We start from the raw sequence: 12,306 nt of genomic DNA, 5'->3' as shown, positions 1-12,306 counted from the left end.
TAGCCTGCGAGCGAGGAGTCGATGCTCTTCACGGTGGGCTTTCCGGCGTAGTCCTGGAGTCGCCCCGTAGAGCGTAGTGTGGTCGATGATGAGGCTCTCTCGGTCGATGTCCGTCAGCTCTTCACGCGATACCCACCCGCTCTCGCCCGCAGGGAGTTCGACCTGGCGCGCGAGATCATGCAGGCGCATGAGCCGTACGAGCTGGTCCATAACACCGGCAACGGTGCGGGCAAGGAGCAGTACATCTGCCAGGCGCTGCGAGGTCACGCGATCTGCCCGTTGCGGCGTTCACGCTCCAGTCGCAGAACGCGGAGTCTCTGACGCTGGTGTCCCCTCCGCCGCCGCACCTGGTGGACCCGAAGGGCATCTACGTGCAGAAGTCGATCGTCGCCCCCGCGGAGGTCGACGCGAAGAACCGCCGGCGGCACCCGTACTTGTCCGAGCAGTGGTTCGACGAGTACCGCAAGCGGTCCACAGTCGCGCGGAGCTGCGCCTCGATCAAGCACCCTGCGAACGAGGACGTCGGCCGTGGCTGGGTCGAGCTGTTCGGCCTGTCGAAGGTGACGTTCATGTTCGCGGTCGGGGCGATGTTCCAGAACTTGCGTCTGGTGGTCCGGTACCTCGCGAACCACCCGGAGGCGATCGACGAGTCAGACCTGATCATGTGGGCCCGGCGGCGGCGTTAGGCCACGAGGAGCTCAACGAGGTCGGTGAGATCGAGTTGCACGACAAGCTCGTCAACCGCGACCCCGATGACGAGAGCGCCGACGACAGCAACGACGAGAGCTGAACCCGAACGAACGAAACCCCCGCCGGAGACCCGACGGGGGTTTCGTCACTCCGTGGCCCTGAGATTCGTCAGGCCCACTCACGCGGTAGCGGTGGGATTTGAACCCACGGTGGACTTTCACCCACACACGCTTTCGAGGCGTGCTCCTTAGGCCGCTCGGACACGCTACCTCGGTCGGGGAGTCTAGCCGATGACGCCCCCACCTCCGAACCGGACCCCGCGCACCGCTCAGCCGTGAGCAAACGCACCGGGCTCCGGGCGCCGGCCGGACGTACCGTGAAGCGTGATCTGGACCGCCCCCGCCACCCGCCCGCATCCCGCCGACGCGGATCAGGTGGTCCAGTTGCTGCGCGGTCGCCGGCTGGCGGTGCTGACCGGCGCGGGGGTGTCCACCGACTCGGGGATCCCGGACTACCGCGGGCCGGACTCGCCGCCGCGCACGCCGATGACCTACCAGCAGTTCGTCGGGGACGAGGCGTTCCGCCGGCACTACTGGGCGCGCAACCACGTGGGCTGGCGGTTCATGCACCGCACCGAGCCGAACGCCGGGCACCGGGCGCTGGCGGCGATGGAGGCGCACGGGATCGTGCTGGGCGTGATCACCCAGAACGTCGACCTGCTGCACGAGGAGGCCGGGTCCCGCCGGGTGATCGACCTGCACGGGCGCTACGACCGGGTGATCTGCCTGCGCTGCCGCCGGGTGGTGTCCCGCGAGCAGATGGCCGAGCGGCTGGAGGCGCTGAACCCGGGCTTCATCGAGTCGATCGGGTCGGTGGAGGACGTGGAGATCGCGCCGGACGCCGACGCGGTGATCGAGCGCACCCAGCACTTCGTGGTCGCGGACTGCTGGCAGCCGGATCCGGACGGTGGACCGGGGTTGTGCGGCGGAATGCTGAAGCCGGAGATCGTGTACTTCGGGGAGACGGTGCCCGCGCCGCGGGTGGCGGAGGCCTACGCGCTGGTGGACGAGGCGGAGGCGCTGCTGGTCGCCGGGTCGTCGCTGACCGTGCAGTCCGGGCTGCGGTTCGTGCGCCGGGCGGCCGAGGCGGGCAAGCCGATCGTGATCCTCAACCGCGGTGCGACCCGCGGCGACCCGCTGGCGACGCTGACCTGGGATGCGGGGGCGTCGGAGAGCCTGGAGCTGCTGGCCGGACGGCTCTAGCCGTCCCGCCGAGCGGCGGTCACCGCGCGGAGCACGAACGACCCCGCGGCGAGCACCGCCCCACCGACGGCGAGGAACTGGGTCACCGGGTACAGCACGGTGTTGACGGCCATCGACGCCCCGAGCCCGATGGCCGGGTACAGCCAGTCGTTCAGCACCCGGTCGGCCAGGGCGGCCCCGGCGGCGACCGCGATGCCGGTCCACAGCATGGTGGCCGGGCTCATCAGTGCCGGGGGTCGCAGGCCGGACGAGGGGTGCTCCTGGTCGCTCATGGTCGGACGGTAGCCAGCCGGACGGTGCCGGTCCCAGGCGCTCCCCCGATCGGCTCAGTCCCGCCGGTGCCCGGCGAAGAACTCGCGGAGCACCGCCGAGCACTCCTGCTCGCGCACCCCGCCGACCACCTCGACCCGGTGGTTCAGCCGGGAGTCGCGCACCACGTCCCACTGCGAGCCGCACGCCCCGGCCTTCGGGTCCCAGGCGCCCAGCACCAGCCGCGGCACCCGGGCCAGGACGGTCGCGCCGGCGCACATCACGCAGGGTTCGAGGGTGACGACCAGGGTGCAGTCGTCCAGCCGCCACCGGCCCAGGGTGGTCGCGGCGGCGCGCAGGGCGAGCACCTCGGCGTGGGCGGTCGGGTCGTGATCGGCCTCCCGGCGGTTGCGGCCGGCGCCCACCACGCCGCCGTCCGGGCCGAGCACCACCGCGCCGACCGGCACGTCACCGGTGGCCAGGCACGCGGCGGCCTCGGTCAGGGCCAGGCCCATCGCAGTGAGATCGTCGGGGCGGGCGAACACGGGGAGCTGCACTGCTCCATCGTGGCCTACGCCGGACATGGAAAGGGCGATGACGGCGCCGGCAGGGGGGTGTTCGGCACCGTCATCGCCTGCGCTCCATGGTTACTCACCGGTAGCGGCCGCGTCTGGGACGTTCGGCCCGACGCCGGAGCCGGGTCCCGGCACGGTAGGTTGGGGCCATGCGCCTGCACGTCGCCGACCACCCTCTCGTCGCCCACAAGCTGACGGTCCTGCGGAACAAGGACACCTCGTCCCCCACGTTCCGCAAGCTGGTCGACGAGCTGGTGACCCTGCTCGCCTACGAGGCGACCCGGGAGGTGCGCACCGCGCCGCTGGACATCCAGACCCCGGTCGCCCCGTTCACCGGCGTGAAGATCGCCGAGCCGCTGCCGCTGGTGGTGCCGATCCTGCGCGCCGGGCTGGGCATGCTGGACGGGATGACCCGCCTGATGCCGACCGCGGAGGTCGGCTTCCTGGGGATGCAGCGCGACGAGGAGACCCTCGACGTCGTCACCTACGCGAACCGGCTGCCCGACGACCTCACCGGCCGGCAGTGCTTCCTGATCGACCCGATGCTCGCCACCGGCGGCACCCTGGTCGCGGCGATCAACTACCTGTTCGAGCGCGGCGCCCGCGACGTCACCGCCGTCTGCCTGCTGGCCGCGCCGGAGGGCCTGAAGGTGGTCGAGGAGGCCGTCGGCGACCGGGTCGACGTCAAGATCGTGGTGGCCGCGGTCGACGACCACCTGAACGAGAAGGCGTACATCGTGCCGGGCCTCGGCGACGCCGGCGACCGCCTCTACGGCGTGGTCTGACCCGCACCGTTCATCTCACCCGCCGAGACGATCGGCGGATAGACCTTGGTGTCCGGCCCCACGGCTGACACCATCGACCTGTGGTCACCACCCCGCTCCGCATGATCGGCGCCCATCGGGCGTCCTTCGTCATGCGCGGGTATCCGGGGTCGGTACGCCGTGACGCACGGCGAACTCCGCGTTGTTGGCACTGAGCCCGACGCCCACCCGACCACCGCTCGCTCGCCCCTCCCCGTGAGGCGGCGGCACCCCTCACCCCCGGAGCCCTCGATGGCACGTCGTCACCTCCCCGTCCCCCGGAACCCCGAGCACCTGGAGCGCGCGCCCCAGCACGTGCCGACCACCGACCCCGCCGCCCGTGCCGGGTTCGTGCTGTACGTCGGGCTGAACGACGGCGACGGGCACACCGCGGAGCTGGCCGAGGTCGCCGAGGCACTGCGCGATCTGGCCCGCGACCTGCTGCCCACCGCCGAGACCTACACCGCCCTGTCGCTGGTGCCCGGCGCCGGGACCAACGACGTGCGGGACCTGCGCGACCGGCTGGGACGGCTGCGGCCGTTGGAGGGCGGCGGCGACGAGCCGGTGGCCGAGACCGCCTGACCGGCATCCCCGCCGCGCGCGACCTGGGCCCCCGGCCTACCGTGACCAGATGCGCATCGTCATCGCCGGAGGACACGGACAGATCGCCCGGCGGCTCAGCCGCCTGCTCGCCGACCGCGGGGACTCACCGGTCGCCCTGATCCGGAACCCGGACCACGTCGCCGACGTCGAGGCCGACGGTGCCGCCGCGGTCCTGATCGACCTGGAGCACACCGACGCCGCCGAGCTCGCCGCGCACCTGACCGGCGCGGACGTGGTGGTCTTCGCCGCCGGTGCGGGCCCGGGCAGTGGTGCCGCGCGCAAGGACACCGTCGACCGCGGGGCCGCCGCCCTGCTCGCCGATGCCGCGGAGCGGGCCGGGGTCGACCGCTACCTGCTGGTCTCCTCGGTGGGCGCCGGTGCCGAGCCGCCGGAGGGCACCGACGAGGTGTTCGCCGCCTACCTGCGCGCCAAGACCGCCGCCGAGGAGGACCTGCGCCGCCGCGACGCACTGGCCTGGACCATCCTGCGACCCGGCGGCCTGACCGACGACACCGGCACCGGCCATGTCCGGCTGGGCGCGGACGTCCCGCGCGGCCAGGTGACCCGGGACGACGTCGCCGCGGTGCTGGTCGCCCTGGCCGACGAGCCCCGCACCGCCGGCCTCACCGTCGAGCTGTCCGAGGGCCCGACCCCCATCGCCGCCGCGGTCGCCGCCCTCCTCGAGACCGAGGACTGACCCCGGCTCCCCTGACGAGTGCGGAGAAACTGCTGCGATACGGGCGGTTCGGGCGACAGCTTCTTCGCACTCGTCGCGGATCGCTCGTGGGACCGGGGGTCGGCAACGTCCGGGTGTGGGCAGCCAGGCACGACGACGGCCGCTGTCCGGCGAGGGGCAGCGGCCGTCGTGCGGTGAGCTGGGGGGCTCAGGCCTTCGCGTAGGTGAGGCAGTCGGCGGCGTCGTGGCCGGAGCCGACCCGGATCGAGTCGGCGCCACACTCCAGCGAGTGGTTGTGCGTGCAGTCGACGCGCTGGCAGGCGCCGACGTGGGAGATCACCCGGTCCAGGCCGCCCTTGATGTTGAGCGGGATGAACGTGGCGCACTGGGCGTCGGATCCGGCGGCACCGACCGTGATGGCGGCGGCCCCGCAGGCGTGGTCGTGGTTGTACGAGCAGCCGGCCACCGAACACTCGGTGATGGCCGGAAGATCGGCGAGTGTGCTCATGGTTCCCCCGGAGGCATAGCAGTGCGGCTGACCTTTCCGACGGTAGGACGCCGATCCCGGGCTGTATAGCAAGGTTGGCCTGGCTTACTCGGCGGGCCGGCGGTCGAGTTCGGCGCCGATCACGCCACCGACCAGCACCGCGATGCTGCACAGCCAGATCCAGAGTGCACCCGCCAGCACCAGGCCGAGCATCTGCGCGGCGGCCTGGACGACCATGGCGCTGTCCGCGTCCGCGCCGGGGGTGTCCGGCACCGCGATCCGGATGTAGAGCGTGTAGCCGCTGGACACCAGCAGCACCCCGAGCGCGCCGACGATCGCGCCGGGCAGGCAGCGCCGCCAGTGCGAGTGCACGCGCGGGGCGTACCGGTAGAGCAGGGTGAGGAAGGCGACCGTCACGGCGAACACCGCGGGCCAGCGCAGCACGTCCCAGGCGGTGTGGAACGCCTGGCCGAGGCCGAGCCGTTCGGCGAGTTCGGCGCCGCTGCCGACCAGCGGGCCGACCACCACCAGCAGCAGGACGGTGACCAGGGTGAGCAGCGCGCCGATCGTGAACGCGAAGCCGAGCAGGTACTGGGCGATCCAGTTGCGGCGGGACTCGACCCGGTAGGCGTCGTCCAGCGCCCGCACCGCCGCCCGGAACACCCGGCTGGCCAGATACAGCGTGACCACCAGCGCACCGATCGCGAACCCGCCGCGCTGCTCGTCCAGCAGCCCGTCGACCAGCGGCGCGAGCACGTCGGTGGCCAGCTGTTGGGCGAAGACCGAGGTCAGCGTGTCGACGACCTGGGTCGGCAGCTCCTCGACCTGCTGGTCGCCGAGCAGCGGGCGCAGGTAGCCGAGGCTGGCGCCCAGGGCGGTGGCGATCGGGACCAGGGAGATCAGCGCGTAGTAGGTCATCTCCGCGGCGAGCCCGGTCACCCGCACCTCGCCGGCCCGGACCACCGACCGCACCGCCAGCGATCCGACGTTCCGGCCGCGCACCCGCACCGGGTGCCGGTCCGCCCAGCCGACCGCCCGCGCGGCGAGGGTCGGGCTGCCCTCCAGCCGTGCCCGGCGCCTGGCCAGCGGCCCGCGCACCCGGCCGACCAGCCACCCGGCGGCGAGCACCAGCAGCACGCCGAGCAGCACGGTGACCGCGGCGCCGAGCACGGTACGCCCCGTCCCGGCTCCCATCCCCGCCAGACCGACCGCGGTCATCCCACCGACGGTCCAGGTCAGGATGGTGGTCGCCGCCACCGGCAGCCGGTCCCGGACCCACGCCGACCGGCGGACCAGCACCGACAGCAGCACACCGAGACTGAGGACGACGGCCGGCATGCTCCCCCTCGGTTCCGATGGCGGCCCCCATTCTGACCCAGCCCCGGCCCGGGACGCTCAGCCCGGCACCCGGACCACCAGCACCATCACCGCCAGGTTCACCAGCACACTGCCGACCAGCGACCCGGTCGGGAACGCCCGCGGGAACACGGCGACCGCCACCAGCGAGGCCACCGCCGAGGCCAGCGCGACCCCGCGCAGCCAGGACGGGCCGGCACGCAGCGCGAAGGCGGTCACCAGGAACCCGGCGGTCGGGACCCCGAACAGCAGCACCGCCACGGCCCGGGCCGCCGCGCCGCCGACCAGCCACGACCCCAGCGCGTCCGCCGGCAGACCCGGCACCCCGAGCACCGGTCCCCAGCCGAGCACGTGCCCGATCCCGTGCGCGCCGACCACGATGGCCGCGCCGATCTGCATCCAGGACATCTGCCGCTCCCCTTCCATGCGTACACCGTACGCGCAGAGCGTACAGTGTACGCTGGGAGGCGTGCCCACCCAGGACCGCCCCGAGGCTCAGCCGGATCAGCCGGGCCGCACCCGCCAGCAGGCCCCCACCCGCCAGCAGGCCCCGTCCGATCGGCCGGCCCTCACCCGGGAGGCGATCGTGACCACCGCAGCCGCGATCCTCGACCGAGCCGGCCCCGAGGCGCTGAGCATGCGGGCGGTCGCCGCCGATCTGGGCTGTGGCGTGATGTCGCTCTACCGCCACGTCGCCGACCGGGACGAGCTGCTCGACCTGGTCCTGGCCCGGCTGGTCGCCGCGATCACCCTGCCGCCACGGACCGGGCGCTGGCAGGACGACCTGGCCGGCGTCGCCCGGGCGTTCCGCGCCGCACTGGTCGCCCGCCCACAGCTGACCCCGCTGCTCACCGCACGCGCCGGACGCAACCGAGGAAGCCTGGCCCTGCTGGACGCCGCCCTCGCCGTACTGCGCGACGCCGGACTGGACCCGGATCACGCCGTGCTGGCCGGCAGCGCGCTGGGCAATCTGGTCGCCGGTGCCGCACTGCAGGAGGTCGCCGGAGCCGCCCCGGTCGACCAGGACGACGACCTGGCGCACCTGGCCTGGGCCCGCCCCGCCCTGATCGCGACCACCGCCGATGAGAGGTTCGAGTTCGGGCTCCGCCTGATCATCGACGGGATCGAGTCCCGGACGCCCTGAATGCACCGGTGAAGTCGACTTTCCGGACATCGCACGACACTCCCAAAACGCAGCCGGGCACAATGCTGACAATGTGGGAAGAAAGTCCCTGACGTGCCCGGGCGTGGCCGCCTATCGTTCCGATCCGGGTCGCTGACCAGCGCTCCGTCGGCTCCGGCACTGACCCGGAACTCCGTGCACGCAGGGGAGAAAACGCCCATGGCAACCGCGCCGCGGCCCACACCGCCCAGGTATTCGAGTCCTGTGACGAATGCGAAGCCGTCCCGGTGGAAGCTCAAGCTCGGCATCGGCGTCGCGGCCGGGCTCCTGATCTTCTTCCTGGGCGTCGGCGCCGGCGGGACCTCCCCCGACCCGAAGGACACCGCACTGATCGCGGACCTGCGCAGCCAGGTCGGCGCCCTGGAGACCGACCTGGACGACGCGACCGAGGAGATCGAGGAACTCCAGCCGTTCGCCGACCGGGGCCGCGAGGTGATCGAGGCCGAGGAGGCCGCCGCCCGGGAGGCCGAACGGGTGGCCGCCGAGCAGGCGGCGGCGGAGCAGGCAGCCGCCGAGGAGGCCGCCCGGGTCGCGGCCGAGCAGGCAGCCGCGGAGCAGGCCGCCGCGGAGCAAGCGGCCGCCGAGGAGGCAGCCCGGGCGGCGGAGCAGGCCGCTCGGGCAGCCGCACCGGCCGCACCCGCCGGTGGGTCCGGCGGGGCCTACGCCAACTGCACCGCCGCCCGCGCGGCCGGCGCCGCGCCGGTGTACCGCGGCGAGCCCGGGTACGGCTCCCACCTCGACCGGGACAACGACGGGATCGGCTGCGAGTAGGCCGGGACGGCGAAACGGGCGGCCCACCCGCAGGTGGACCGCCCGTTCGTCAGCGCGCCGGACTCAGAAGTCCCAGTCCTCGTCCTCGGTGTTCACGGCCTTGCCGATCACGTACGAGGAGCCCGACCCGGAGAAGAAGTCGTGGTTCTCGTCCGCGTTCGGGGACAGGGCGGACAGGATCGCCGGATTGACGTCGGTCTCGTCCCGGGGGAACAGCGCCTCGTAGCCCAGGTTCATCAGGGCCTTGTTGGCGTTGTAGCGCAGGAACTTCTTGACGTCCTCGGTCAGGCCCAGGGGGTCGTAGAGGTCCTGGGTGTACTCGACCTCGTTGTCGTACAGCTCGAACAGCAGCTCGAAGGTGTAGTCCTTGAGCTCCTGGCGCTGGGCTGCCGACAGCTTCTCCAGTCCCTTCTGGAACTTGTAGCCGATGTAGTACCCGTGCACGGCCTCGTCGCGGATGATCAGCCGGATCAGGTCGGCGGTGTTGGTGAGCTTGGCCCGCGACGACCAGTACATCGGGGCGTAGAACCCGCTGTAGAACAGGAAGGACTCCAGCATGGTGCTGGCGACCTTGCGCTTGAGCGGGTCGTCGCCGCGGTAGTAGTTGAGGACGATCTCCGCCTTCTTCTGCAGGGCGGGGTTCTCCTCGGACCAGCGGAACGCCTCGTCGATCTCCCGGGTGGAGATCAGGGTGGAGAAGATCGAGGAATAGGAGCGGGCGTGCACCGACTCCATGAACGCGATGTTGGTGTACACCGCCTCCTCGTGCGGGGTGATGGCGTCCGGGATCAGGCTGACGGCGCCGACGGTGCCCTGGATGGTGTCGAGCAGCGTCAGCCCGGTGAACACCCGGGTGGTCATCTGCTTCTCGACGTCGGTCAGGGTGGCCCAGGACTGGATGTCGTTGGACAGCGGCACCTTCTCCGGGAGCCAGAAGTTCCCGGTGAGCCGGTCCCAGACCTCCAGGTCCTTGTCGTCCTCGAGCCGGTTCCAGTTGATTGCCTGGACCCGGTCGATCAGCTTGAGCTTCTCGGCCATCACTGCTTCCTCATTCGTCGGTCATCCCCCGTGCTGATCATGGTGGCGCTCTGGGTCAGAGCATGCAGGACACGCAGCCCTCGACCTCGGTCCCCTCCAGCGCGAGCTGGCGCAGCCGGATGTAGTAGAGCGTCTTGATGCCCTTGCGCCAGGCGTAGATCTGGGCGCGGTTGATGTCCCGGGTGGTGGCGGTGTCCTTGAAGAACAGCGTCAGCGACAGGCCCTGGTCGACGTGCTGGGTGGCCGCCGCGTAGGTGTCGATGATCTTCTCGTAGCCGATCTCGTACGCGTCCTGGTAGTACTCCAGGTTGTCGTTGGTCATGAACGGCGCGGGGTAGTACACCCGGCCGATCTTGCCCTCCTTGCGGATCTCGACCTTGGACACGATCGGGTGGATCGAGGAGGTCGAGTTGTTGATGTACGAGATCGACCCGGTCGGCGGGACCGCCTGCAGGTTCTGGTTGTACAGCCCGTGCGCCTTGACCGACTCGGCCAGCTCGCGCCACTCGTCCTGGGTGGGGATGTGCACGTTCGCGTCGGCGAACAGCTGGCGCACCCGGTCGGTGGCCGGCTCCCACACCTGGGAGATGTACTTGTCGAAGTACTCCCCGCTGGCGTAGGTCGAGTCCTCGAAGCCGGCGAAGGACTGGCCGCGCTCGATCGCCAGCTTGTTGGAGGCCCGGATCGCGTGGAAGGCCACCGTGTAGAAGTAGATGTTGGTGAAGTCGATGCCCTCCTCCGAGCCGTAGAACACGCGCTCGCGGGCCAGGTATCCGTGCAGGTTCATCTGGCCCAGGCCGATGGCGTGACCGCCGGCGTTGGCGCGCTTGATCGACGGCACCGACTCGATGGAGGTCTGGTCGGAGACGGCGGTCAGCGCCCGAATCGCGACCTCGACGCTCTGGCCGAAGTCCGGGGAGTCCATCGACAGCGCGATGTTCATCGAGCCGAGGTTGCAGGAGATGTCCCGGCCGACGTGGCTGTAGGACAGGTCCTCGTTGAAGGTCGACGGGGTCGCGACCTGGAGGATCTCCGAGCACAGGTTCGAGTGGGTGATCTTGCCCTTGATCGGGTTCGCCTTGTTCGCGGTGTCCTCGAACAGGATGTACGGGTAGCCGGACTCGAACTGGATCTCCGCCAGGGTCTGGAAGAAGTCGCGGGCCTTGATCTTCTTCTTGCGGATCTGCCCGTTGTCGACCATGGCGTAGTACTCCTCCGACACGTTGATGTCGGCGAAGGGCTTGCCGTAGACGCGCTCGACGTCGTAGGGCGAGAACAGGTACATGTCCTCGTTCTTCTTGGCGAGCTCGAAGGTGATGTCCGGGATCACGACACCCAGCGACAGGGTCTTGATCCGGATCTTCTCGTCCGCGTTCTCCCGCTTGGTGTCGAGGAACCGCATGATGTCCGGGTGGTGCGCGTGCAGGTACACCGCACCGGCACCCTGGCGCGCGCCGAGCTGGTTGGCGTAGGAGAACGAGTCCTCGAGCAGCTTCATCACCGGGATGACACCGGAGGACTGGTTCTCGATGTGCTTGATCGGGGCGCCGTGCTCGCGGATGTTCGACAGCAGCAGGGCCACGCCGCCGCCGCGCTTGGACAGCTGCAGGGCGGAGTTGATGCCGCGGGCGATCGACTCCATGTTGTCCTCGATCCGCAGCAGGAAGCAGGACACGGGCTCGCCGCGCTGCGCCTTGCCGAGGTTGAGGAAGGTCGGGGTGGCCGGCTGGAAGCGACCGGAGATGATCTCGTCCACCAGCTGCGAGGCGAAGGTCTCGTTCCCGGCGGCCAGGGTCAGGGCGACCATGCACACCCGGTCCTCGAACCGCTCCAGGTACCGCTTCCCGTCGAAGGTCTTCAGCGTGTACGAGGTGTAGTACTTGAACGCGCCGAGGAAGGTCTGGAACCGGAACTTGTGCGCGTAGGCCTGCTTGAACAGCGCCTTGACGAACTCCGGGCTGTACTGGGCCAGGACCCCGGGCTCGTAGTACTTGTTCTCGACCAGGTAGTCCAGCTTCTCCTTCAGGTTGTGGAAGAAGACGGTGTTCTGGTTGACGTGCTGCAGGAAGTACTGCCGCGCCGCCTCCCGGTCCTTGTCGAACTGGATCTCCCCGTCCTTGCCATACAGGTTCAGCATGGCGTTGAGCGAGTGGTAGTCCTGATCCAGGGCGATGGTGCCGAGCACCCCGGTCGCGTCGGTCAGACCGTCAGTGACTGTCGCTGCCAAAATCGTCCCCATCCCTTTCGGACGCGCTGGACGTCCTCGGTCGTTCCCATGAGCTCGAAGGCATACAGGTACGGGACCTGGCACTTCGCCGCGATGATGTCTCCGGCGATGCAGTACGCACTGCCGAAGTTGGTGTTCCCCGCCGCGATCACGCCACGGATCAGGGAACGGTTCGCCTCGTCGTTGAGGAACTTCACTACCTGCCTCGGGACCGCCCCGCCCTCGTTGCCGCCGCCGTAGGTCGGGACCACCAGCACATAGGGGTCCTCGACGTGCAGGAAGGGCTCGCTCGGGCGCAGCGGGATCCGCGCGGCCTCGATGTCCAGCTTGTCCACGAACCGGCGGGTGTTCTCCGAGACGCTGGAGAAGTAGACCAGGGAGCTCAT

The 12,306-nt window shown here is 70.5% G+C and carries 15 protein-coding genes and 1 tRNA gene; 7 read left to right on the top strand and 9 right to left on the bottom strand.

The annotated features are described in order from the left end of the window. Positions 1-326: 326 nt before the first annotated feature. Positions 327-686: a hypothetical protein gene (locus HGA03_RS12570; RefSeq protein ID WP_168630624.1), complete on the top strand. Its 360-nt coding sequence runs from the start codon at positions 327-329 to the stop codon at positions 684-686. A gap of 187 nt (positions 687-873) precedes the next feature. Here the strand turns inward: HGA03_RS12570 and HGA03_RS12565 are convergent. Continuing rightward, positions 874-960 (bottom strand) — tRNA-Ser (locus tag HGA03_RS12565). A 113-nt stretch (positions 961-1,073) separates the two neighbouring features. Here HGA03_RS12565 and HGA03_RS12560 point away from each other — a divergent pair. After that, the gene (locus tag HGA03_RS12560) at positions 1,074-1,952 is read left to right on the top strand and encodes a Sir2 family NAD-dependent protein deacetylase (protein ID WP_373307667.1); all 879 of its coding nucleotides are present in this window, start codon (positions 1,074-1,076) and stop codon (positions 1,950-1,952) included. Here HGA03_RS12560 and HGA03_RS12555 read toward each other — a convergent pair. Together HGA03_RS12555 and tadA are read right to left on the bottom strand one after the other, a co-directional pair. Then, positions 1,949-2,224 carry a hypothetical protein gene (locus HGA03_RS12555; RefSeq protein WP_168630623.1) on the bottom strand — a complete coding sequence of 92 codons (276 nt, stop codon included), beginning with the start codon at positions 2,222-2,224 and terminating at the stop codon, positions 1,949-1,951. The genes HGA03_RS12560 and HGA03_RS12555 overlap by 4 nt on opposite strands. A gap of 54 nt (positions 2,225-2,278) precedes the next feature. After that, positions 2,279-2,716, bottom strand: a complete 438-nt coding sequence (gene tadA, locus HGA03_RS12550) for a tRNA adenosine(34) deaminase TadA (protein ID WP_168630671.1) — start codon at positions 2,714-2,716, stop codon at positions 2,279-2,281. Between the two features lie 209 nt (positions 2,717-2,925). On the opposite strand from tadA, the gene upp reads away from it, so the two are divergent. The 3 genes from upp to HGA03_RS12535 all read left to right on the top strand — a co-directional run bounded on the left by upp (position 2,926) and on the right by HGA03_RS12535 (position 4,879). Continuing rightward, positions 2,926-3,561: a uracil phosphoribosyltransferase gene (gene upp / locus HGA03_RS12545; protein ID WP_168630622.1), complete on the top strand. Its 636-nt coding sequence runs from the start codon at positions 2,926-2,928 to the stop codon at positions 3,559-3,561. Between the two features lie 270 nt (positions 3,562-3,831). Beyond that, positions 3,832-4,161 (top strand): hypothetical protein, encoded by a 330-nt coding sequence (locus HGA03_RS12540; protein ID WP_168630621.1) that lies wholly within the window; start codon positions 3,832-3,834, stop codon positions 4,159-4,161. A 49-nt stretch (positions 4,162-4,210) separates the two neighbouring features. Continuing rightward, positions 4,211-4,879 carry an NAD(P)H-binding protein gene (locus HGA03_RS12535; protein ID WP_168630620.1) on the top strand — a complete coding sequence of 223 codons (669 nt, stop codon included), beginning with the start codon at positions 4,211-4,213 and terminating at the stop codon, positions 4,877-4,879. A 187-nt stretch (positions 4,880-5,066) separates the two neighbouring features. Here HGA03_RS12535 and HGA03_RS12530 read toward each other — a convergent pair whose 3' ends face one another. The 3 genes from HGA03_RS12530 to HGA03_RS12520 all read right to left on the bottom strand — a co-directional run bounded on the left by HGA03_RS12530 (position 5,067) and on the right by HGA03_RS12520 (position 7,127). Further along, a complete protein-coding gene (locus HGA03_RS12530) occupies positions 5,067-5,366 on the bottom strand; it encodes a DUF1540 domain-containing protein (RefSeq protein ID WP_168630619.1) in 300 nt (99 codons plus the stop codon). 84 nt (positions 5,367-5,450) lie between these two features. Next, positions 5,451-6,683, bottom strand: a complete 1,233-nt coding sequence (locus tag HGA03_RS12525; protein WP_168630618.1) for a YihY/virulence factor BrkB family protein — start codon at positions 6,681-6,683, stop codon at positions 5,451-5,453. A gap of 57 nt (positions 6,684-6,740) precedes the next feature. Next, on the bottom strand, positions 6,741-7,127 hold the full coding sequence (locus tag HGA03_RS12520; RefSeq protein ID WP_168630617.1) for a hypothetical protein: 387 nt from the start codon (positions 7,125-7,127) through the stop codon (positions 6,741-6,743). 43 nt (positions 7,128-7,170) lie between these two features. On the opposite strand from HGA03_RS12520, the gene HGA03_RS12515 reads away from it, so the two are divergent. Beyond that, complete coding sequence (locus tag HGA03_RS12515) at positions 7,171-7,845, top strand: TetR/AcrR family transcriptional regulator (protein ID WP_168630616.1); 675 nt, start codon at positions 7,171-7,173, stop codon at positions 7,843-7,845. A 243-nt stretch (positions 7,846-8,088) separates the two neighbouring features. After that, positions 8,089-8,655, top strand: a complete 567-nt coding sequence (locus HGA03_RS12510; protein WP_239073524.1) for an excalibur calcium-binding domain-containing protein — start codon at positions 8,089-8,091, stop codon at positions 8,653-8,655. 63 nt (positions 8,656-8,718) lie between these two features. On the opposite strand, the gene nrdF is transcribed toward HGA03_RS12510, so the two are convergent. Genes nrdF through nrdI form a run of 3 tightly spaced genes read right to left on the bottom strand, consistent with a single transcriptional unit; the run spans position 8,719 to position 12,306 of the window. After that, entirely contained in the window at positions 8,719-9,693 is a 975-nt protein-coding gene (nrdF, locus tag HGA03_RS12505; protein ID WP_168630614.1) for a class 1b ribonucleoside-diphosphate reductase subunit beta, read from the bottom strand. Between the two features lie 55 nt (positions 9,694-9,748). Beyond that, entirely contained in the window at positions 9,749-11,920 is a 2,172-nt protein-coding gene (nrdE, locus tag HGA03_RS12500; protein WP_275407585.1) for a class 1b ribonucleoside-diphosphate reductase subunit alpha, read from the bottom strand. Then, positions 11,893-12,306 carry a class Ib ribonucleoside-diphosphate reductase assembly flavoprotein NrdI gene (nrdI, locus tag HGA03_RS12495; RefSeq protein ID WP_168630612.1) on the bottom strand — a complete coding sequence of 138 codons (414 nt, stop codon included), beginning with the start codon at positions 12,304-12,306 and terminating at the stop codon, positions 11,893-11,895. The genes nrdE and nrdI overlap by 28 nt, the downstream gene beginning before the upstream one ends.

Source organism: Cellulomonas denverensis (assembly GCF_012396125.1).
GTDB lineage: Bacteria > Actinomycetota > Actinomycetes > Actinomycetales > Cellulomonadaceae > Cellulomonas > Cellulomonas denverensis.
This window is presented reverse-complemented; position numbering and strand designations above follow the sequence as displayed.

Coding starts and splice junctions, on each gene's coding strand:
- HGA03_RS12555 (WP_168630623.1), bottom strand. CDS start 2,224: ATGAGCGACCAGGAGCACCCCTCGTCCGGCCTGCGACCCCCGGCACTG.
- tadA (WP_168630671.1), bottom strand. CDS start 2,716: ATGGGCCTGGCCCTGACCGAGGCCGCCGCGTGCCTGGCCACCGGTGAC.
- upp (WP_168630622.1), top strand. CDS start 2,926: ATGCGCCTGCACGTCGCCGACCACCCTCTCGTCGCCCACAAGCTGACG.
- HGA03_RS12540 (WP_168630621.1), top strand. CDS start 3,832: ATGGCACGTCGTCACCTCCCCGTCCCCCGGAACCCCGAGCACCTGGAG.
- HGA03_RS12535 (WP_168630620.1), top strand. CDS start 4,211: ATGCGCATCGTCATCGCCGGAGGACACGGACAGATCGCCCGGCGGCTC.
- HGA03_RS12530 (WP_168630619.1), bottom strand. CDS start 5,366: ATGAGCACACTCGCCGATCTTCCGGCCATCACCGAGTGTTCGGTGGCC.
- HGA03_RS12525 (WP_168630618.1), bottom strand. CDS start 6,683: ATGCCGGCCGTCGTCCTCAGTCTCGGTGTGCTGCTGTCGGTGCTGGTC.
- HGA03_RS12520 (WP_168630617.1), bottom strand. CDS start 7,127: ATGGAAGGGGAGCGGCAGATGTCCTGGATGCAGATCGGCGCGGCCATC.
- nrdF (WP_168630614.1), bottom strand. CDS start 9,693: ATGGCCGAGAAGCTCAAGCTGATCGACCGGGTCCAGGCAATCAACTGG.
- nrdI (WP_168630612.1), bottom strand. CDS start 12,306: ATGAGCTCCCTGGTCTACTTCTCCAGCGTCTCGGAGAACACCCGCCGG.